A 19,144-nucleotide genomic window follows, 5' to 3' on the forward strand; every position below is an offset into this window, starting at 1 on the left:
CCGGCGGGCTCCGTCGTCGACAGCGGCTCGCGCGTGCGGGCGGATCGAACTCAGACCACCAGCCCGTGGGTCAGCGAGCGGTAGGCGTAGGTGGTGGCGATGGCGGTGACCGGTCCGGCCACCAGCAGGCCCAATCCGCACAGCACCGTGCCGATCACGGTCATGATCAGCACCCCCAGCGCCAGCAGGGTCACCTGCAGGGCATTGGCGATCACCAGTCGCACGCTGGATTGGATTGCGGCGATCGGGTTCTGGTCCCGGTCGATCACGAAGTGCAGCGCGAACATGCACAGCACGCCCACGATGATCGCCGGGAACACGCACGCGATCGAGGCCACGAAGCACAGCGCGAACACGATGAGCGCGGTGATCAGCACATTCCCGGCATTCACGAAGCCGAAGAAGGCCGGGAAATCCGGTGGTGTCCCGTCGGTTTCGTACAGCGCGCCGCGGATCATGGCGGCCTGCAGCAGCCACACCACCAGCGACGCCACCGCGAACATCAGGACGACGGCCGACAGCGACTGCACGTCAACCATATTCACCAGCAATGTGACCATCAGCCAGGCGATCATGCCGATCAGCACCATGCCCACCCAGGGAATGGGATTGAGCCGGAACCGATCCCACCCGTAGGTGAGGGCCGCGCCGACGTCGAGGGTCTCTCGCGGGGGTGTATAGCCCGGTGTCGGAGCCGGCTCGGCGGGCCGGGCACCGGCGGGCGGCGGCATCGTACCCGGCGGGAATCCGCCCGGCGGAGGCGGATTCCCGCCGGGTGGCATGCCTGTCGGCGGCAACTGCTGCGGCGTGCCCGGGCCATGCCCGGCCGGCGGCTGCGGCGCGCCCGGCTGCGGGGTCAAGGCCGGCGGGGGTTCCACGGGCTCGCTGCCGTACTGCGCGGCGCCGGGGCCGTCGAATTGCGGGTACCCGGCGAGGCCGGGAAGCTGGTGGCGGCCGGGCACGGGGCCCGGCTCGGGCGCGCCGGAAACCGGTGCGGGCTCGGGGTTTTGGTGCTGCCCGGCGTGGGACGGATACTGCTCGCCGCCCCCCGCGACGGGACGGTCGCCGGAGGGCTCGTACGGTGCTGAGGGCGGCGTGCCAGTCATGGTCGCAAGCCTTTCACATTTCCCGGTTTACGGTGTGGCGCACAGCAAGTGACCATGAGACAACTAGAAGGCCCTGGTTGTGTCAAGCAACCAGCGCCGCGTGGGCAAACCCACCCCAGAGACACGCCGTCCGACGCGCGAAAGGTTGCGTAACCGCTCGCTGAAAGTGACCTGACGGGAGTAACTTGGGTTCCGATGACCGCACTATTGGCCGAACGCGCCGCCGAAGTCGTGTCCGCGGCACAACAGTTGCTCACAAAGCGAATGGGTGCTCCGGTGAAGCTGAGCGATCCGTTGGAACTCAGCGGCAGTGGTAGGACGACGGTACTCCGTGTCCGCGTTGCAGAGAACGCCTTTTCGCTACCTCGCACACTGATTGTGAAGCAGGTAGCGGGCACGGCGACGCAGCGGCGCACCGGCGGCATGGCTCCCGGCGTCGCCAGCATCGACTCCGCATTCCTGCGCGAGGCGGTCTCCTACCAATTCACCACCGCCCTCGGCCGTGACCACCGGCCCGGCGCCTACCTGCTCGGCTACAGCCTGCCGGACCGCCTGCTCATTCTCAGCGACCTCGGTGAGAACACCTCGCTGACCGCGGTCCTGCAGTCCGGCGTGGAACCGAGCGGGCGCAACGCGCTCATGGCATTCGCTCAGGCACTGGGCCGCATGCACGCCGCGACCGTGGGCCGCGAGGCGGACTTCGTGGCGCTGCTGCGCCGCGTCGATGTGGTGCACCGCGTGGACGGCATAGCGCAACAAGCCGAATCCGCGGTCGCCGAGGTGCCGATCATGCTGCAGCGCGAGCTGGGCATCGAGGTGCCGGGTGAGATCGCCGAGCGGATCGTGCGCGGCAACCGGCTCTTCTCCGCCGGGCGCTACCGCGCCTTCAGTCCCTCGGACCTGTGCCCCGACAATGTCATCCTCAACGACGAGGGCGCGCGGTTCCTGGACTACGAGTGGGGCGGCTTCCGCGACGCCACCCTCGACATCGCCTATGCCCTGGTCTCGTTCCCGGGCTGCCTGTGCGATTTCGAGCTGTCGCGCGACCGCGCCCGCCAGATGGTGGAGGCCTGGCGCTCCGAGGTGGTCGCGGTGTGGCCGGCCCTCGCCGATGACGAGGTGCTCGCCGAGCGCATCCTCGAGGCGCGGCTCATCTGGGTGTGGCTGTCCACCTACTGGTTCCTGCCCGCCGACCACGCCCGCATCGCCGCCGCTCGCGAGCACGGTCTGTCCATCCCGCGTTCGGCCGCCCTGATCAACCGCTGGGCCGCCCTCGCCGAGGACGCCCGCTGCACCGGCGACGACACCCTCGGCGACTTCGCCGAGCACGTCTCGGCCACGCTGGAAGAGCACTGGGAGGAGTGATCCTCCGCGCCACCGCGGCCGATCGGCGGTGTGGACGCGCTGTCCGGGGACGGCGTCGTGGTCGGCGAGTGTGTCGGAGCCGGTCGGTAGGGTCGGGGGCGTGAGTGATGGGCTGTTCGATGCGCCGGGCACGCAGGCCGTAGTCGACGACTTCGAGGCGGGAGCCGCGCACATTCCCAGCGGGGACGACCGATTCGCGCCGCTGGCCGTGCGGATGCGACCGCGCACCCTCGACGAGGTGGTCGGGCAGCAGCATCTGCTCGGGCCCGGGTCGCCGCTGCGGCGGTTGATCGAAGGGTCCGGGGCGGCTTCGGTGCTGCTGTACGGACCGCCCGGGACCGGCAAGACCACCCTCGCCTCGCTGCTGTCGCAGGCCACGGGGCGGCGGTTCGAAGCGCTGTCGGCGCTCTCGGCGGGCGTGAAGGAGGTGCGGGCCGTCATCGATCTGGCGCGCCGCCGCCTCACCGTCGGTGAACAGACCGTGCTGTTCATCGATGAGGTGCACCGGTTCTCGAAGACCCAGCAGGACGCGCTGCTGGCGGCGGTGGAGAACCGGATCGTGCTGCTGGTCGCGGCGACCACGGAGAATCCGTCGTTCTCGGTGGTGTCACCGCTGCTGTCCCGCTCGCTGGTGCTGCAGCTGCAGTCCTTGTCGGAGGCCGACATTCGCACGGTGCTGACCCGGGCCATCGCCGACCCGCGCGGGCTGGCGGGGGAGTACACGGTCACCGACGCGGCGCTCGACCACATCGTGCGGATCGCGGGCGGTGACGCGCGGCGCTCGCTCACCGCGCTGGAGGCGTCGGCCGAATCGTCCCTGGACGGCGCCGTCGATGTGAAGTTGGTCGAGGCCAGCGTCGACAAGGCGGCGGTGCGCTACGACCGCGCCGGTGACCAGCACTACGACGTCATCAGCGCCTTCATCAAATCCCTGCGCGGCTCCGATGTCGATGCCGCGCTGCACTACCTGGCCCGCATGATCAGCGCGGGTGAGGATCCGCGATTCATCGCCCGCCGCTTGATGATCCAGGCCAGCGAGGAGGTCGGCATGGCCGACCCCACCGCCCTGCAGACCGCGGTCGCGGCCGCCCAGGTCGTCCAGCTGGTCGGCATGCCGGAGGCGCAACTGGCGTTGACCCAGGCCACGATTCACATCGCCACGGCCCCGAAGTCGGGCGGGGTGGTCAAGAGCCTCGCGGCCGCCATGGCCGACGTGCGCGCGGGCAAGGCGGGCGCGGTGCCCGCCCACCTGCGCGACGGCCACTACGCCGGCGCCGCCGCCCTCGGCAATGCCCAGGGCTACAAGTACCCGCACGACCATCCGGACGGCGTTCTCTCCCAGCAATATCCACCGGACGAACTGGTCGGCGTCGACTACTACCAGCCGACCGATCACGGCTACGAGCGTGAAGTCGGTCCTCGCGTCACCAAACTGCGCCGCATCGTCCGGGGTAAATAGCCTCGAGTGCGCAGGTGCGGTACGCGCCGAATTGCGGCGACTGCCAGAAACAGTCGCTCGGCCCGCCGCGAATGCGCTTGCGGCGCTGGTCAGTCCGCCAGCAGCCCCTCGTGGATGGCGATGCGCTCGATGTCGGCGGGCGTGCCGGCCATGATCACGCGCACGTGCTCGGTGACCAGTTCGAGTGGCCAGTTCCACCAGGCGGCGCGCAGCAGTCGCGCCACGTCCGCGTCCGGGAAACGCTGCTTGACCACCTGCGCCGGGTTGCCGCCGACGATCGTGTACGGCGGCACGTCGGAGGTCACGACCGCACCGGTGGCGATGATCGCGCCGTCGCCGATACGGACGCCCGGCATGATCAGCGAGTTGTAGCCGATCCACACGTCGTTGCCGACCACGGTGTCGCCCTTGGACGGAATCGAGGTGATGATGTCCATGGTCTCCTCGGCCCAGGTGCCGCCGAAGATGGTGAACGGGAAGGTCGACACGCCCGAGGTGGCGTGGTTGGCGCCGGCCATGATGAAGCGGGTGTTGCTCGCGATGGCGCAGTATTTGCCGATGATCAGCTTCTCGGGGCCGAAGGCGTAGAGCACATTGTTGGTCTCGAAGGCGGTCGCCGCGTCCGGATCGTCGAAGTAGCTGAAGTCGCCGACCTCGATGTTCGGCGAGGTGACGTGCGGTTTCAGGAAGACGGTGCGGTGCGCGTGGGGGAGAGGGAAGCGCTGGGATGGGTCCGGGATCACAGTCACCCCGGCGATGGTAGCTATCGCCCGGTGGTGGGTGGAAACTCCCTGGCCCCGGACCGGTAGGCTGGATGGTTGTGCAGACCCACGAGATTCGACGGCGCTTCCTGGAGCATTTCGTAAAGGCCGGACATACCGAGGTATCGAGTGCCTCGCTGATCCTGGCCGACCCCAACCTGCTGTTCGTCAACGCAGGCATGGTCCAGTTCGTGCCGTATTTCCTCGGTCAGCAGACCCCGCCCTTCGACACCGCGACCAGCGTGCAGAAGTGTGTCCGTACCGGCGATATCGAGAACGTCGGCGTCACCACCCGCCACAACACCTTCTTCCAGATGGCGGGCAACTTCTCCTTCGGCGACTACTTCAAGCGCGGGGCCATGGAGCTGGCCTGGTCGCTGCTCACCAACCCCGTCGAGGACGGCGGCTACGGCTTCGATCCGGAAAAACTCTGGGTCACCGTGTATCTCGACGACGACGAGGCCGAGCAGATCTGGCGTGAGCTCGGCGTGCCGGACGAGCGCATCCAGCGCCGCGGCATGGCCGACAACTACTGGTCCATGGGCATCCCCGGCCCGTGCGGCCCGTGCTCGGAGATCTACTTCGACCGCGGCCCCGAATACGGCGTCGAGGGCGGACCCGAGGCCGACGAGGACCGCTACCTCGAGATCTGGAACCTCGTGTTCATGCAGAACGAGCGCGGTGCCGGGCGCGGCAAGGACGACTTCGAGATCCTCGGCCCGCTGCCCAAGAAGAACATCGACACCGGCATGGGCATCGAGCGTGTCGCGTTCCTGCTGCAGGGTGTCGACAATGTCTACGAGACCGATCTGCTGCGCCCGATCATCAACAAGGCCGAGGAGCTGACCGGCCGCTCCTACGGTGTCGAGCACGCCGACGATGTGCGCTTCCGCGTCATCGCCGACCACGCCCGCACCGCCGCCATGCTGATCGGCGACGGCGTGAACCCCGGCAACGACGGCCGCGGCTACGTGCTGCGCCGCCTGCTGCGCCGCATCGTGCGGTCGGCCCGCCTGCTGGGCGCCGAGCAGCCGGTGATGGGTGCGTTCATCAAGGTCGTCGCCGACCTGATGTCGCCGTCCTACCCGGAACTCACCACCGACTTCAAGCGCATCGAAACGGTCGCCGTCGGTGAGGAGTCCGCGTTCCTCAAGACCCTGAGCACCGGCACCAAGCTGTTCGACGAGACCGTCGACGAGGTGAAGGCCCAGGGCAGCAAGAAGATCAGCGGCACCGACGCGTTCACCCTGCACGACACCTACGGTTTCCCGATCGACCTGACCCTCGAGATGGCTTCCGAAGCCGGCCTTCAGGTCGACGAGGAGGGCTTCCGCGCGCTCATGGCCGAGCAGCGCAAGCGGGCCAAGGAGGACGCGCTCTCGCGCAAGCACGCGCACGCCGACCTCACCGTCTACAAGGAGTTCGTGGACCGCGGCGCGACCGAGTTCACCGGCTTCGACGAACTGTCGACCGAGGCGACCGTGCTGGCCCTGATCAAGGACGGCGTCCGGGTGCCGGTCGCCGAGGCCGGGCAGGACGTCGAAGTGATCCTGGACCGCAGCCCGCTCTATGCCGAGTCCGGTGGCCAGATCGCCGACCGCGGTTCGCTCGTCTCGTCGCACGGCCTCAAGGTGAAGGTCAACGACGTGCAGAAGATCGCCAAGAAGGTGTGGGTGCACAAGTCCACCGTCGAGGTGGGTCAGCTCACCGAGGGCGACACCGTGCTGGCGCAGGTCGATCCGGCCTGGCGGCGTGGCGCCACCCAGGGCCACTCGGGTACCCACATGGTGCACGCCGCGCTGCGACAGGTGCTGGGCCCCAACGCGGTTCAGGCCGGCTCGCTCAACAAGCCGGGCTACCTGCGCTTCGACTTCAACTGGCAGGGTGCGCTGTCCGAGCAGCAGAAGGCCGATATCGAGGCCGTCTCCAATGACGCGGTGGCCGACGACTTCCAGGTCAACACCTTCGTCACCGACCTGACCTCCGCCAAGAAGATGGGCGCCATGGCCCTGTTCGGCGAGAACTACGGCGACGAGGTGCGGGTCGTGGAGATCGGCGGACCGTTCTCCATGGAACTCTGCGGTGGCACCCACGTGCAGCACTCCTCGCAGATCGGCCCGATCACCGTGCTCGGCGAGTCGTCGGTCGGTTCCGGCATCCGCCGCGTGGAAGCCTTCGTCGGTCTGGACTCCTACAAGTACCTGGCCAAGGAGCGGGCGCTGCTGGCCGGTGTCGCCTCGTCGCTGAAGGTGCCCTCGGAGGATGTGCCGGGGCGCGTCGAGCAGCTGGTCGAGCGGCTCAAGACCGCCGAGAAGGAGCTGGAGCGCACCAAGATGGCGGCCGTGCTGTCGAGCGCGGGCACCTTCGTCGAGCAGGCCCAGCGGGTCGGCAAGGTGCTGCTGGTCGCCGCCGCCGCGCCCGAGGGCGTGGGCGCGGGCGATCTGCGCACCCTGGTGCAGGACATCAAGGGTCGTTTCGGTTCCGAGCCCGCCATCGTGGTGCTGCTCGGCCATGCCGATGGCAAGGTGCCGTTCGTCGCCGCGGTCACCAAGGCCGCCCAGGATCTCGGCATCAAGGCCGGGGATCTGGTGTCCGCCTTCGGTCCGGCCATTTCCGGCCGGGGTGGCGGCAAGCCCGAGATGGCCCAGGGCGCGGGTTCGGACCCGTCGGGCATCGAGGCGGGTCTGGCCGCCCTGCGTGCGCGGGTCGCCGAGCTCGCCGGATAAATGGACGACGCGGACACATCCGACACGCCGGGTCCCGCAGACGGGACCCGGCCCGTACCCGAAGCAGACCCGGCAGGGCCGGATTCGGGACATTCCTCCGGATTTGCTCGCACGCCGACCGAGGCCTCCGGGGTCTCGGCCGGCGGGCGGGGCTTCGCGTCGGAGCGGCCCTCGCCGGAACGGGACCCGGGCCGCGGCCGGCGCATCGGCATCGATGTGGGGTCGGTGCGCATCGGTGTCGCCTCCAGCGATCCGGACGGATTGCTGGCCACCCCGGTCGAGACGGTGCCGCGCGCGAAGAAGGTCGCGCCCGGCACCCTCGCCTCCGATCTATCCAGAATTGCCGACATTGTGCGGGAGTACGAGGCCGTCGAGGTGATCGTCGGCCTGCCGCGCACATTGCGCGGGGAGAGCGGCGCGTCGGCTAAGCTGGCGGCCACCTTCGCGGGGCGTTTGCGGACCCTGATCGCGCCGGTGCCGGTGCGACTTTCCGACGAACGTTTGACTACGGTGTCTGCTGCACGTGCGTTGCGAGACAGTGGAGTTCGCGCACGCGGGCAGCGGCAGGTCATCGATCAGGCCGCCGCCGTGTCGATCCTGCAAGGATGGTTGGACGAACGGAGTGCCCTTTTGAAGCCGCGCGGTGATGACGCATGACCGACCGCTGGACGCGGGCCGAGGAACGCTACCGCCAGAACGCCGAACGGCGTTACCGCCGCGACGATCTGGATTGGTCCGAGGCGGACGATTACGAAGACGACACCACCGTCATCCCCCGCTACGAGGATGAGCGTTACGACGACGAGCACTACCAGGGCGAGGAATACGACGAGGAGCCCCCGCTCGAGCCGGAGCCCCCGCGCCGCAGCGCGGCCCAGCGCCCCGAGCGCGGCCGCCGCGGCGACCGGGGCCAGCGCGCCGAGCCGGGCCGCCGGGCCACCCGATCGCAGTCGCGCGCGGGGTCGCGGGGCAGTCAGCGTCCCAAGCGATCCCGGATGGCGTCGCGGAAAGCGGCCGAGCGCAAGCGGCGCCGCCGCAATCTGTTCGTCATCGCGGGTGTGTTCGCCGTATTGTTCGTCGGCGCAGTCGGATTCGCGGGCTGGAAGTTCGTCGGCAAGCTGAGCCCGCCCCCCGACTTCTCGGGCCCGCAGGGCCCGCTGGTCATCATCCAGATCAAGCCGGGTGACACCGCCACACAGATCGCGCAGACCATGGCCGACAGGGGCGTGGTGGCCAGCAGCGGCGCGTTCTACGAAGCGGCCGTGCGCAATACGAACATGAACTCCATCCAGCCCGGCTACTACGCCATTCCGGGCCACAGCAAGGGCTCCGAAGCGGTGACCGCGCTGTTCAGCAAGGACGCCCGGGTCGGCAATGTGGTCATCTCCGAGGGCCGACAGCTGCACGACTCCAGCGACGTCACCACCGGCGCGCGAAAGGACGGCATCTACCGCAAGATCGCCGAGGCCAGCTGCGTCGGCACCGGCACCGCCGCCAAGTGCGTCACCTACGAGCAGCTCGACCAGGCCGGGGCCACCGCTGATCCGGCCGCGCTGGGCGTGCCGGTGTGGGCGCTGGACCGGGTGCGGTCGGTGCCGGACCGTTCCCGCCAGCTCGAGGGCCTGATCGCCGGTGGCACCTGGGATTTCGACCCGAGCGCCAACGCGCTGGACATCCTCAAGCAGCTGGTGTCCGCGAGCGCGGCGAGCTACGACGCCACCGGGGTGGCGCAGTCCGGCGCGGCGAACGGCCTGAGCCCGTACGACACGCTGATCGCGGCGTCGCTGGTGGAGCGGGAGGCGTTGCCGCAGGACATGTCGAAGGTGGCGCGGGTCATCGTGAATCGACTCGCCGCGCAGCAGCCGCTGCAGTTCGACTCCACCGTCAACTACACCCTCGACAAGACCGAGGTCGCCACCACCGACTCCGACCGTGCGCACAAGACCCCGTGGAACACCTATGCCATGGCCGGTCTGCCCGCCACGCCGATCTCGGCGCCGTCGCTGGATGCCATGCGCGCCATGGAGAATCCGGCGCCCGGCCCGTGGCTGTACTTCGTGACCGTCGACAAGCAGGGCACCACATTGTTCACCGAGAGCTATCAGGAGCACCTGCGCAACATCGAAAAGGCCAGGCAGAGTGGAATCCTCGACAGTGGACGCTAGCCGGAGGGCCGCCGTGCTCGGCAGCCCGATCTCGCATTCCCGGTCGCCGCAACTGCATCTGGCGGCCTACCGGGCACTGGGCCTGGACTGGAGCTACGAGCGCATCGAGTGCACCGCCGAACAGCTGCCCGGCCTGGTGGACGGGCTCGGGCCGGAATGGGTCGGGCTGTCGGTGACCATGCCGGGCAAGGTCGCCGCGCTCGGCTACGCCGACGAGCGCACCGAGCGCGCGGTCCTCGTCGGCTCGGCGAACACCCTGGTGCGCACCGATTCCGGCTGGCGTGCGGACTGCACCGACGTGGACGGCGTGCGCGGCGCGCTGGAAGGCGCCGGCGTGCAGGAGATTTCCCGCGCCGTCGTGCTGGGTGCGGGCGGCACCGCCCGCCCGGCCCTGCTGGCGCTGTCCGACCTGGGCGCGCACACCGTCACCATCGTCGCCCGCGATCGCGGCCGCGCCGCCGGGACCCTGGAACTGGCCGAGCAGCTGGGCATGTCGGCCGAGGTGCTCGATTTCGACCCCGAGGGCCTGCTGTTCGTCTGTTCCGACGTGGACGCCGTCGTCAGCACCGTGCCCGCCGAGGCGGCCGCGGCCGTGGCGGATTCGGTGGCGGCGGCCCCGGTGGTGCTCGACGCCATCTACAACCCGTGGCCCACCCCGCTCGCGGAAGCGGTTGCCCGCGTGGGCAATACCGTGGTCAGCGGCCTGGAGATGCTGCTCAATCAGGCATACGGGCAGGTGGAGCAGTTCACCGGCAAGCCCGCTCCACGGGCCGAAATGGCTGCGGCCCTGCGGGATTGATCGCCCGCTCGCGGGCGTGACCCGCTAATCGAGGACGGCCGCAGATGTTTCCGCGGCCGTGTCCGGTTCGAAGGCCTGCCGGAAGGTGAAAGCGTAAGGCGTCGGCCCGTTCTCACGCAGGTGGTCCAGTCGTGCCATGGCGTCGGCGAGCGTGGGCAGCATGCCCTCCGGCACCCACCACAGCACCGTGAAGACCTCGCGCAGCGGGGTGAACCATTCCCGGCGGCGGCGCACGTAGTCCATGTGGCCGCTGCGATAGACGTAGTCGAACAACGCTTCCCGCGATTCCCACACGCTCATGTTCACCAGCATGTCCGGCTCGCCGTCGTACGGGCGCAGGGAGGTGGCGTTGTTGGATTCGCCGTCCACCATGCGCCAGACGAAGCCGGGGGAGGCTTCGGCGACGGCATTGATCTCGTCGAGGGCCGAGAAGAATTCGGCGACCCGGGGATCGCCTTCGGGGGCGACCATGCGCCCGATGTTCAGCTGTGCGAGGTGCATTCTCCGACTATAACTAGCAATCATTAGTTTTAGAAAAACCCACGCAGCATCGACCCGGCGCCGGATCCATCCGCGCGGTCCAGCCGGCCTCGGCCGCCGGACCCGCCAGCAGGGCCAGATTCATGCCGCAGACCAGCGGCGGGAAGTCCACGGCGAGGCGATGAAAGGGGCAGTTGCGCAGGCGGATCGCGTCGCCGTCGAGGTAGGGCTCGTAGCCGCGCTCACGCAGGACCTCGAACAGATCACGGCCCGCGAGGGCCGGCCCGTGCGCGGCGGCGGCCTTCGCGATGGCGTCCTCGAAGCCCTCGTGCTCGACCACCTCGGCGAGAATCGTTGCGACCATGCGATAGTCGCGGGCCGGCAGCGTGATCGCGAATTCCGCGTCGGCGCGGCGATAGAACTTGGCGGGCCGTCCCGAGCCGGGCCCGGTGCGGCCTTCCGGGCGGCGGAACACCGCGTCCAGCAGTCCGGCCTCGGTGAGCTTGTCGAGATGGAAGGCGGCCAGCGGCCGTTTGATCTCGACGGCCGCGGCCGCCTCGTCCCGGCTCACGTCGTGGTCGGCGGCCGCCACATGGTCGTAGAGCCGCTTGCGGATCGGATCCTGCAGCAGGGCGACGGCGTCGATGCTCACGCTGTCTTTTGTAGCAGCGTGTCAGGCCCGGGTGTGTCCCGCGGCCCCGCTCCGGCTATGGTTCTGGAACAAGTTTCAATTCATTCGGTTCGGCCGGGCGGCCGCGCAGGTTAAGGTGATCGTCATGAATGCGTGGGTGTTGCGCGCCGTGGGCTTGGGGGCGCTGACCGTTGTGCTGGAGGCCCTGCTCGGTTTCGGCATGAGGTACTGGCCGACCACGGGCGCCTGGATGCGGATCCTGTGCCTGATCGTGCTGGTCGGCTCGGTGATCGCGTGGGGCGTACTGGACGGCCGCGCCGATCGGCGCGCGAATCCCGATCCCGAGCGTGGCGCCGATCTGACCATGCGCTGGCTCAAGGCCGCGCTCGCCGGTGGCCTGGGCTCCGGCCTGGCCGCCTGGATCCTCGACTTCATTCCGGGCTTCGACCTGGGTGATCAGGGTCTGGTCTTCAACATCACCTCGGCCGCGTCCTTCATCGTGCTGCTGATCTTCATCCCGGGCATGCTCGGCGTCGCTGTCGGCCGCTGGCTGGCCGGCCGGGACGGCAAGAAGCAGTCCGGCACCCCCGCCGCCACCACACCCAACCCGGAGCCCGCCGGCGTCTGAGGCTCCCGTCCGCGCTCGACCCCGCGCCACCGATCGGGTGGCGCGGGGTTTTTCGTATCCGGGGGCACCGACGGCAGCGCCCGCCGCCGGAGTCCGGCGACGGGCGCTGAGATGAAAGCCGTTGTGCCCTACAGCAGAATCGCGCCGCCGGTCGGGCCGTCCTCGCGGGCGATGGCCGAGTAGGCCGCGGCCAGCAGGCTCGGATCCGGGCCCTCCAGCCGACCCGGCTTGGCCAGGCCGTCGAGCACCACGAAACGCAGCACGCCCGAACGGGTCTTCTTGTCGGTCTGCATGGCGTCCATCAGCTGCGGCAGCGCATCGGCGTCGTAGGTGGTGGGCAGGCCGATGCTCTCCAGGATGGTGCGGTGCCGCTCGGCGGTGGCGTCGTCGAGACGGCCTGCCAGGCGGCCCAATTCGGCCGCGAAGACCAGGCCCACCGAGACGGCCGCGCCGTGCCGCCAGCGGTACCGCTCCCGGCGCTCGATGGCGTGGCCGAGGGTGTGGCCGTAGTTGAGGATCTCGCGCAGATCCGATTCCTTGAGGTCGGCGGCCACCACATCGGCCTTGACCTGGATGGCGCGGCGGATGAGCTCGGGCAGCACGTCGCCGGTCGGGTCCAGGGCGGCCTGCGGGTCGCGTTCCACCAGCTCCAGGATCACCGGGTCGGCGATGAAGCCGGCCTTGATGATCTCGGCCATGCCGGCCACGATCTCGTTGCGCGGCACCGTCTCCAGCGTGGCCAGATCCACCATGACCGCGGCCGGCTCGTGGAAACTGCCGACCAGGTTCTTGCCCGCCTCGGTATTGATGCCGGTCTTGCCGCCCACCGCGGCGTCCACCATGGCCAGCAGCGTGGTCGGCACGTGCACGATGTCCACGCCGCGCATCCAGGTGGCGGCAACGAAACCGGCCAGGTCGGTGGCCGCGCCGCCGCCCAGGCTCACGATCACGTCCTTGCGGGTCAGCCCGATGCGGCCGAGCACCTCCCAGCAGAAGCCCGCGACCTGCAGATCCTTACCGGCCTCGGCGTCGGGGATCTCCACCCGGTGCGCGTCGATGCCCTTGTCGGCGAGGGCCTTCCGCACCACCTCGGCGGTCTCGGCCAGCGGCGGCTGGTAGAAGATCGCCACGGTCCGCACGCCGGACCGGCCGGTGACCTGGTCGACCAGGTCACCCAGCAGCCCCCGGCCGATGATCACCGGGTACGGGTCGGCCGTGCGGACCTCGATGCGAGTCGGCTCGCTCATAGGACTCCTCCGTGAATGGTCCCGCCCATCGGCGGGGAATAGCGTGACCCCGTGGGGCGGGGAAGTTGTCGAACGGATCGGCGGCGCGTGCCCGCGGCGCGCGATGGTGCGCTCAGGATCACGAACCTCCTTCCACCGCAGGGGAAGTGGCACCGGGAACCGGGCCGTCGGCCGGCGTGTGCTCCTGTTCGCGGGCGCGCGCCCGGGCCCGTCGGGCTCGGGCACGACGCGAGCGTCCGCTGCCGGGCGCGGCGACTGCGCCGGATACGCGGGCATCCGATGGTGCGGCGGGTGTGTTCGGGGCGACCGCGTCGGCCGCTCCGACGGGAGCTGCGGTGCGGGGCGAATCCTGGCCACCGGCAGCGGAACTCGAGGGCGCACCGGCCATACGGGAGGCGCGGCGACGGCGTCCGCCGGTGGACGTGTTCCCCGGCGCACCGGCGGGCGGCGCACCGGCGGTGGTCTCGGCGGTCGTCGCGGGTGGAACGGCCGCGGTGGCGCGGCCGCCGCGGCGGCGCGAACGCCGGTTGCGCCGAGCGCGTTTCGCGCCCCCGGTGGCCTCGGCCGAGTCGGCGGGCGAGGCAGGGGAGCCCTGGCCGTTGCGCCCCTCGGCGGCCAGGGGCGAATCGGCTTCGGCGGCAGTCGTATTCGTGACGTCGCCCGGCCTGTTCTCGCCCCGGCCGCGGCCGCCGCGGCGGCGTTTGCGGCGGGCGCGCGAGCGGGAGCTGACGCCGGGCTCGACGGTGGCCGTCTCGGTGACCGAATCCTCCGGGCGCGCAATCGGTTCCAGTCCGAGCTTGGCCAGGATCATGCGGACGACGCGGCCGGGGCTGCGGCCGTCGGTGCGCACCCGCACGGTCGCCACCTCGCGGTAGAGGGGGCGGCGGATCTTCATCAGCTCGCGGTACTTCTTGGCGGGGTCGTCGCCGTTCAGCAGCGGGCGGTTGGTGCTGGCGCCGGTGCGGCGCAGCCCTTCGCCCACACTGATTTCCAGGTAGACGACGGTTCGGCCGTGCAGCAGGGCGCGGGTCGCGGCCGAGAGCACCGAACCGCCGCCGAGGGAGACCACGCCGTGCCCGGCGAGGACGGCGTCGCGGACGACCTCCTCCTCCATGCGGCGGAACTCCGGCTCGCCGTCCTCGGCGAAGATCTCCGGAATCGTGCGCCCGGCGCGCTCCTCGATCCCGGCGTCGGTGTCGTAGAGGTCCACGCCGAGCTCCCGGGCCAGCTTGCGCCCGATCGTGGACTTGCCCGCGCCCGGCGGGCCGACCAGCACCAGACTGATTGCGGGCCGGTCGGTTTCACCGGCCGCCGCGGTGGGTTCGTGCTCGCCGGACACCGCGCTGTCGTCAGCGGTCACTGCCCGGCGTGGCCCGGGATGTGCGGGCGGGCGTTGATCCGCTTCAGGTAGGCGTGGATGTTGTCGACGGTCTCGGGCAGCGAGTCGCCGCCGAACTTGTCCAGCACGGCCTGCGCCACGACCAGCGCCACCATCGCCTCGGCGACCACACCGGCCGCGGGCACCGCGCACACGTCCGAACGCTGGTGGATGGCGACGGCCTCCTCGCCGGAGGACATGTCGACCGTCGACAGCGCCCGCGGAACGGTCGAAATCGGCTTCATGGCCGCGCGCACGCGCAGCGCCTCGCCATTGGTCATGCCGCCCTCCAGGCCGCCCGCGCGGTTGGTGGAGCGCAGCACGCCGTCGGGGCCCGGCCGCATCTCGTCGTGGGCCTGGCTGCCGCGGCGGCGGGCGGTCTCGAAACCGTCGCCCACCTCGACGCCCTTGATGGCCTGGATGCCCATGAGCGCGGCCGCCAGTCGCGAATCCAGGCGCGCCTCACCGGAGGTGAACGAGCCCAGGCCCACGGGCAGGCCCTCGATCACGACCTCGACCACACCGCCGAGGGTGTCGCCGTCCTTCTTGGCCGCCTCGATCTCGGCGATCATGGCCGCCTCGGCGTCCTTGTCGAACGCGCGCACCGGCGACTCGTCGATGGCGTCCAGATCCGCGGCGGTCGGGACGACGCCGGTGGTGTTCGCGGCGGCGCCGATGGACACCACGTGCGAGATCACCTCGACGCCCAGCGCCTGGCGCAGGAAGTTCTTGGCCACCGTGCCCGCCGCGACCCGGGCCGCGGTCTCGCGGGCGCTGGCCCGCTCCAGGACGTTGCGGGCGTCGTCGAAGCCGTACTTGAGCATGCCCGAGTAGTCGGCGTGGCCCGGGCGGGGACGGGTGAGGGGGGCGTTGCGGGCGAGGTCGGCGAGCTCGGCCTCGTCCACCGGATCGGCGGACATGACCTGGGTCCACTTGGGCCACTCCGAGTTCGCCACCTCGATGGCGACCGGGCCGCCCATGGTGCGGCCGTGGCGCACGCCGCCGACCATGGTGACCACGTCGGCCTCGAACTTCATCCGCGCGCCGCGCCCGTACCCGAGCCGTCGCCGGGCCAGCTGCGCGCCGATCTCGGCGGAGGTCACCTCGACACCGGCCACCATCCCCTCGAGGATGGTGACGAGAGCAGGACCATGGGATTCTCCGGCAGTTATCCAGCGCAACACGAGTGACATCTTTCCATGACAGCGGGGGTGCTCGAACACACGGCCCGCGCATAGCCCGATGTCAGCGCCCGGCCACCACCGCCACCACGCTCGCGGCACACATCGCGGGCCCGTGCGCGAGCGTCCCGGCGACGACCGCCCGCCCGGCCGCACCCGGGATCCGCAGTCGATGCCCGAGCATCCCGCCCAGGCCGGCGGTGGCGGTGAGCATGGGCGCGGCCAAGGCTGCCCAGGACCAGGTCTGGGCGCCGCAGAGGGCTGTCGCGGCCCCTAGACCGAGGGCTAGTTTGACGTCCCCCGCGCCGAGGGCGCGCGGGCAGCAGAGGTGGACGAGCAGGTAGGGGACGGCCAGCAGCAGCGCGCCGGAGACCGCGAGTGTCGGCCTGCCCGTGGCGAATCCGTAGCCGAGCACGAGCGCGGCGCCGGGCAGGGTGAGGACGTTCGGTAGCCGTCGGCTGCGCAGATCGCAGACGCTCAGAGCGACGCACCACAGGGTCAGCAGCAGGGCCGGCAACGGAGACATGGATCGAGGGTCGCGCGGCGGCGGCCGGTGCGGGGGGCGCGATCGCGAAATGTGGAGAACCGCTTGCGATGTGAACAGCGTGAGTTCCATTACCAGGTCATTCACGTGTTGCGTGTCGGTGTTGCGGCGTGTCGGCGGTAGCTTTGACGCATGTCTGCTGATCACGATCCGGCCCGGCGCCCCGACTACGCCCTGCGCAGGGCCAGCCTGCGCAATCTGCTGGTGGAGAACCGCGTCGATGCCCTGCTGGTCACGGACCTGATCAATATCCGGTATCTGACCGGTTTCACCGGGTCCAACGCAGCACTGCTGGTGTACGCCTGGGATTCCAGCGAGGACCGCACCATCATCTGCACCGACGGCCGCTACCTCACCCAGGTCGGCGTGCAGGTGCCCGATCTGCGCGCCGAGATCAACCGGGCCAGTGCCCGTCGCGTCATGGAGATCGCGGGGGAGTGGCAGACCGGCCGGGTCGGTTTCGAGAGCCACGTGGTCACCGTCGAACAGCATCGCGGCCTGTCCGCGCTGGGCACCGGCCTGGACCTGGTCGCGGTCTCGGGGCTGGTCGAGCAGTTGCGCATGGTGAAGGACGACTACGAGGTCGAGCAGCTGCGCGCGGCCTGCGACGCCGCCGACGCGGCCCTGGCCACCCTGCTCGAGCGCGGCGGCCTGCGTCCCGGCCGCACCGAGCGGGAGGTGGCACGGGAGCTGGAGTGGCTCATGTTCGAGCACGGCGCGGAGGCGGTCGCCTTCGAGACCATCGTGGCCGCGGGCGCGAATTCGGCTGTCCCGCATCATCGCCCGACCGGGTCGGTGCTGGCCACCGGTGATTTCGTGAAGCTCGACTTCGGCGCGGTGGTCGGCGGCTACCACTCCGACATGACCCGCACCTTCGTGCTGGGTGCGCCCACGGACTGGCAGCGCGAGGTCTACGACCTGGTGCAGCGGGCGCAGCAGGCCGGCCGCGAGGCCCTGACCCCGGGCGTCTCGACCAAGGCGGTGGACGCGGCGTCGCGCGCGGTGATCGAGGCCGCCGGGCACGGTGAGCTGTTCGTGCACGGCCTCGGGCACGGTGTGGGCCTGCAGATTCACGAAGCGCCCGGAATAGCCAAAACGGGCACGGGTACACTGCTGGATGGCGTGGCGGTGACCGTCGAGCCAGGTGTGTACTTCCCCGGCCGCGGTGGTGTCCGGATCGAGGACACACTCGTGGTTCGCCAGGGGGGCCCGGAGCTGCTCACCCGCACCAGCAAAGACCTGACCGTCGTCGACTGACGCGCGGTTCGACCGACTAGTAGGAGATCCGAAGACAGTGGCGGACACCAGCGACTTCAAGAACGGCCTCGTGCTGAAGATCGACAATCAGCTGCAGCAGATCGTCGAGTTCCAGCATGTGAAGCCGGGTAAGGGTCCCGCCTTCGTGCGCACCAAGCTGAAGAACGTGGTCTCGGGCAAGGTCGTCGACAAGACCTTCAACGCCGGCGTCAAGGTGGAGACCGCGACCGTCGACCGTCGCGACATGACGTACCTGTACCACGATGGTCAGGACTACATCTTCATGGACGGCGACACCTACGACCAGATCCACCTGAGCGAGCAGCTGCTGGGCCGCAACGCGGGCTTCCTGCTGGAGAACATGGCCGTGCAGATCGCCATGCACGAGGGCGAGGCGCTGTTCGTCGAGCTCCCGGTCGCCATCGACGTGATCGTCACCCACACCGAGCCGGGCCTGCAGGGCGACCGCTCCTCGGCCGGCACCAAGCCCGCCACCGTGGAGACCGGCGCCGAGGTGCAGGTGCCGCTGTTCATCAACCAGGGTGACAAGCTGCGCATCGACACCCGCGACGGCAGCTACATCAGCCGCGTCAACAACTGACGCGACGGATAATGTCTTCCGTGGCCGATCAATCGGACAAGAAGTCGTTCAAGAAGCTCGGCGCACGGCACAAGGCGCGCCGGCGCGCGGTGGATCTGCTCTTCGAGGCGGAGGCCCGCGATATCGATCCCGCGGATCTGCTGTCCGAGCGTGTCTCGCTGGCGGTGAGTGAGGAGTCGGTGGCGCCGGTGAACCCCTACACCCGGGTCCTGGTCGAAGGCGTCGCCGACGATCTGGACCGGGTGGACGGCACCATCGAGTCGTACCTGCAGGATTGGACGCTGGGACGGCTGCCCGCCGTGGACCGCGCCATTCTGCGGGTGGCGGTGTGGGAGTTGTTCCACGCCAACGACGTTCCGCCGGTGGTGGCGGTCGACGAGGCGGTGGAGCTGGCCAAGGAGCTGTCCACCGACGATTCGCCGTCGTTCATCAATGGTGTGCTCGGGCAGGTGGTCCAGGTGGCCCCGCAGGTGCGGGCGGCCGCGGCCGCGACCCGCGCCACCGTCGTCGCCGACGACGAGAAGTAGTTCGAAGGAGAAGCGCAGGGTGCGCAAGTATCTCGTGATGGCCATGCGCACCCCGCGCTTCGACGACTCCGTCATCGTCCCGCACAAGGACTGGCTGACGGCCGTCCGCGAGCGCGGACAGCTGGTGGAAACCGGCAAATTCACCGACGGAAGCGGCGGCGCGTACGTGATCACCGCCGAAAACCTGGCTGCGGCACAGGAACTGATCCATACCGACCCGATTCACACTACGGGCGCTTCGGAACTCACCGTCTACGAGTGGGAAATCACCGGCTGATCCGGACTTTCG

At 69.8% G+C, this 19,144-nt stretch carries 18 protein-coding genes and 1 pseudogene; 11 read left to right on the top strand and 8 right to left on the bottom strand.

Annotated elements, in window-relative coordinates:
• Window positions 1-50: 50 nt before the first annotated feature.
• Complete coding sequence (locus tag ACQP1O_RS14770) at window positions 51-1,106, bottom strand: hypothetical protein (protein ID WP_433566359.1); 1,056 nt, start codon at window positions 1,104-1,106, stop codon at window positions 51-53.
• Window positions 1,107-1,301: 195 nt separating this feature from the next.
• On the opposite strand from ACQP1O_RS14770, the gene ACQP1O_RS14775 reads away from it, so the two are divergent.
• Both ACQP1O_RS14775 and ACQP1O_RS14780 read left to right on the top strand, forming a co-directional pair.
• Window positions 1,302-2,471, top strand: a complete 1,170-nt coding sequence (locus ACQP1O_RS14775) for a phosphotransferase family protein (protein WP_433566360.1) — start codon at window positions 1,302-1,304, stop codon at window positions 2,469-2,471.
• A gap of 100 nt (window positions 2,472-2,571) precedes the next feature.
• Complete coding sequence (locus ACQP1O_RS14780) at window positions 2,572-3,930, top strand: replication-associated recombination protein A (protein ID WP_433566361.1); 1,359 nt, start codon at window positions 2,572-2,574, stop codon at window positions 3,928-3,930.
• A gap of 89 nt (window positions 3,931-4,019) precedes the next feature.
• Here ACQP1O_RS14780 and ACQP1O_RS14785 read toward each other — a convergent pair whose 3' ends face one another.
• Window positions 4,020-4,679: a CatB-related O-acetyltransferase gene (locus tag ACQP1O_RS14785; protein ID WP_433566362.1), complete on the bottom strand. Its 660-nt coding sequence runs from the start codon at window positions 4,677-4,679 to the stop codon at window positions 4,020-4,022.
• A gap of 71 nt (window positions 4,680-4,750) precedes the next feature.
• On the opposite strand from ACQP1O_RS14785, the gene alaS reads away from it, so the two are divergent.
• From alaS to ACQP1O_RS14805, 4 genes are all read left to right on the top strand, one after another.
• Window positions 4,751-7,417 (top strand): alanine--tRNA ligase, encoded by a 2,667-nt coding sequence (alaS, locus tag ACQP1O_RS14790; RefSeq protein ID WP_433567689.1) that lies wholly within the window; start codon window positions 4,751-4,753, stop codon window positions 7,415-7,417.
• A 204-nt stretch (window positions 7,418-7,621) separates the two neighbouring features.
• Window positions 7,622-8,074, top strand: coding sequence for a Holliday junction resolvase RuvX (gene ruvX, locus ACQP1O_RS14795; RefSeq protein ID WP_357008253.1), 453 nt, complete (start codon window positions 7,622-7,624; stop codon window positions 8,072-8,074).
• Window positions 8,071-9,582, top strand: a complete 1,512-nt coding sequence (gene mltG / locus ACQP1O_RS14800; protein ID WP_433566363.1) for an endolytic transglycosylase MltG — start codon at window positions 8,071-8,073, stop codon at window positions 9,580-9,582. Before ruvX ends, mltG begins: the two co-directional genes overlap by 4 nt.
• Window positions 9,572-10,381 (top strand): shikimate dehydrogenase, encoded by an 810-nt coding sequence (locus ACQP1O_RS14805; protein WP_433566364.1) that lies wholly within the window; start codon window positions 9,572-9,574, stop codon window positions 10,379-10,381. The genes mltG and ACQP1O_RS14805 overlap by 11 nt, the downstream gene beginning before the upstream one ends.
• Before the next feature lie 24 nt (window positions 10,382-10,405).
• On the opposite strand, the gene ACQP1O_RS14810 is transcribed toward ACQP1O_RS14805, so the two are convergent.
• Entirely contained in the window at window positions 10,406-10,882 is a 477-nt protein-coding gene (locus ACQP1O_RS14810; protein ID WP_433566365.1) for a DUF3291 domain-containing protein, read from the bottom strand.
• 13 nt (window positions 10,883-10,895) lie between these two features.
• Window positions 10,896-11,513: a helix-turn-helix transcriptional regulator gene (locus ACQP1O_RS14815; RefSeq protein ID WP_433566366.1), complete on the bottom strand. Its 618-nt coding sequence runs from the start codon at window positions 11,511-11,513 to the stop codon at window positions 10,896-10,898.
• Window positions 11,514-11,637: 124 nt separating this feature from the next.
• Between ACQP1O_RS14815 and ACQP1O_RS14820 the strand changes: the two genes are divergently transcribed.
• Complete coding sequence (locus tag ACQP1O_RS14820) at window positions 11,638-12,120, top strand: B-4DMT family transporter (protein WP_433566367.1); 483 nt, start codon at window positions 11,638-11,640, stop codon at window positions 12,118-12,120.
• Between the two features lie 128 nt (window positions 12,121-12,248).
• On the opposite strand, the gene aroB is transcribed toward ACQP1O_RS14820, so the two are convergent.
• The 4 genes and pseudogenes from aroB to ACQP1O_RS14840 form a co-directional block, all read right to left on the bottom strand.
• Window positions 12,249-13,367 (bottom strand): 3-dehydroquinate synthase, encoded by a 1,119-nt coding sequence (aroB, locus tag ACQP1O_RS14825; protein ID WP_357008225.1) that lies wholly within the window; start codon window positions 13,365-13,367, stop codon window positions 12,249-12,251.
• Between the two features lie 793 nt (window positions 13,368-14,160).
• Window positions 14,161-14,652 (bottom strand): annotated as a pseudogene (locus tag ACQP1O_RS14830) (shikimate kinase); the annotation flags it as partial.
• Between the two features lie 71 nt (window positions 14,653-14,723).
• Window positions 14,724-15,929, bottom strand: a complete 1,206-nt coding sequence (gene aroC, locus ACQP1O_RS14835) for a chorismate synthase (protein WP_379387245.1) — start codon at window positions 15,927-15,929, stop codon at window positions 14,724-14,726.
• 61 nt (window positions 15,930-15,990) lie between these two features.
• Window positions 15,991-16,452 (bottom strand): prepilin peptidase, encoded by a 462-nt coding sequence (locus ACQP1O_RS14840; RefSeq protein WP_433566368.1) that lies wholly within the window; start codon window positions 16,450-16,452, stop codon window positions 15,991-15,993.
• A gap of 150 nt (window positions 16,453-16,602) precedes the next feature.
• Between ACQP1O_RS14840 and ACQP1O_RS14845 the strand changes: the two genes are divergently transcribed.
• Genes ACQP1O_RS14845 through ACQP1O_RS14860 form a run of 4 tightly spaced genes read left to right on the top strand, consistent with a single transcriptional unit; the run spans window position 16,603 to window position 19,132 of the window.
• On the top strand, window positions 16,603-17,727 hold the full coding sequence (locus ACQP1O_RS14845) for a M24 family metallopeptidase (protein WP_433566369.1): 1,125 nt from the start codon (window positions 16,603-16,605) through the stop codon (window positions 17,725-17,727).
• 37 nt (window positions 17,728-17,764) lie between these two features.
• Window positions 17,765-18,328: an elongation factor P gene (gene efp, locus ACQP1O_RS14850; RefSeq protein ID WP_354837343.1), complete on the top strand. Its 564-nt coding sequence runs from the start codon at window positions 17,765-17,767 to the stop codon at window positions 18,326-18,328.
• 20 nt (window positions 18,329-18,348) lie between these two features.
• The gene (nusB, locus tag ACQP1O_RS14855) at window positions 18,349-18,855 is read left to right on the top strand and encodes a transcription antitermination factor NusB (RefSeq protein ID WP_433566370.1); all 507 of its coding nucleotides are present in this window, start codon (window positions 18,349-18,351) and stop codon (window positions 18,853-18,855) included.
• A gap of 19 nt (window positions 18,856-18,874) precedes the next feature.
• The gene (locus ACQP1O_RS14860; protein ID WP_433566371.1) at window positions 18,875-19,132 is read left to right on the top strand and encodes a YciI family protein; all 258 of its coding nucleotides are present in this window, start codon (window positions 18,875-18,877) and stop codon (window positions 19,130-19,132) included.
• The last annotated feature ends 12 nt before the right edge of the window (window positions 19,133-19,144 follow it).

This window comes from Nocardia sp. CA-151230 (assembly GCF_050942175.1).
Lineage (GTDB): Bacteria > Actinomycetota > Actinomycetes > Mycobacteriales > Mycobacteriaceae > Nocardia.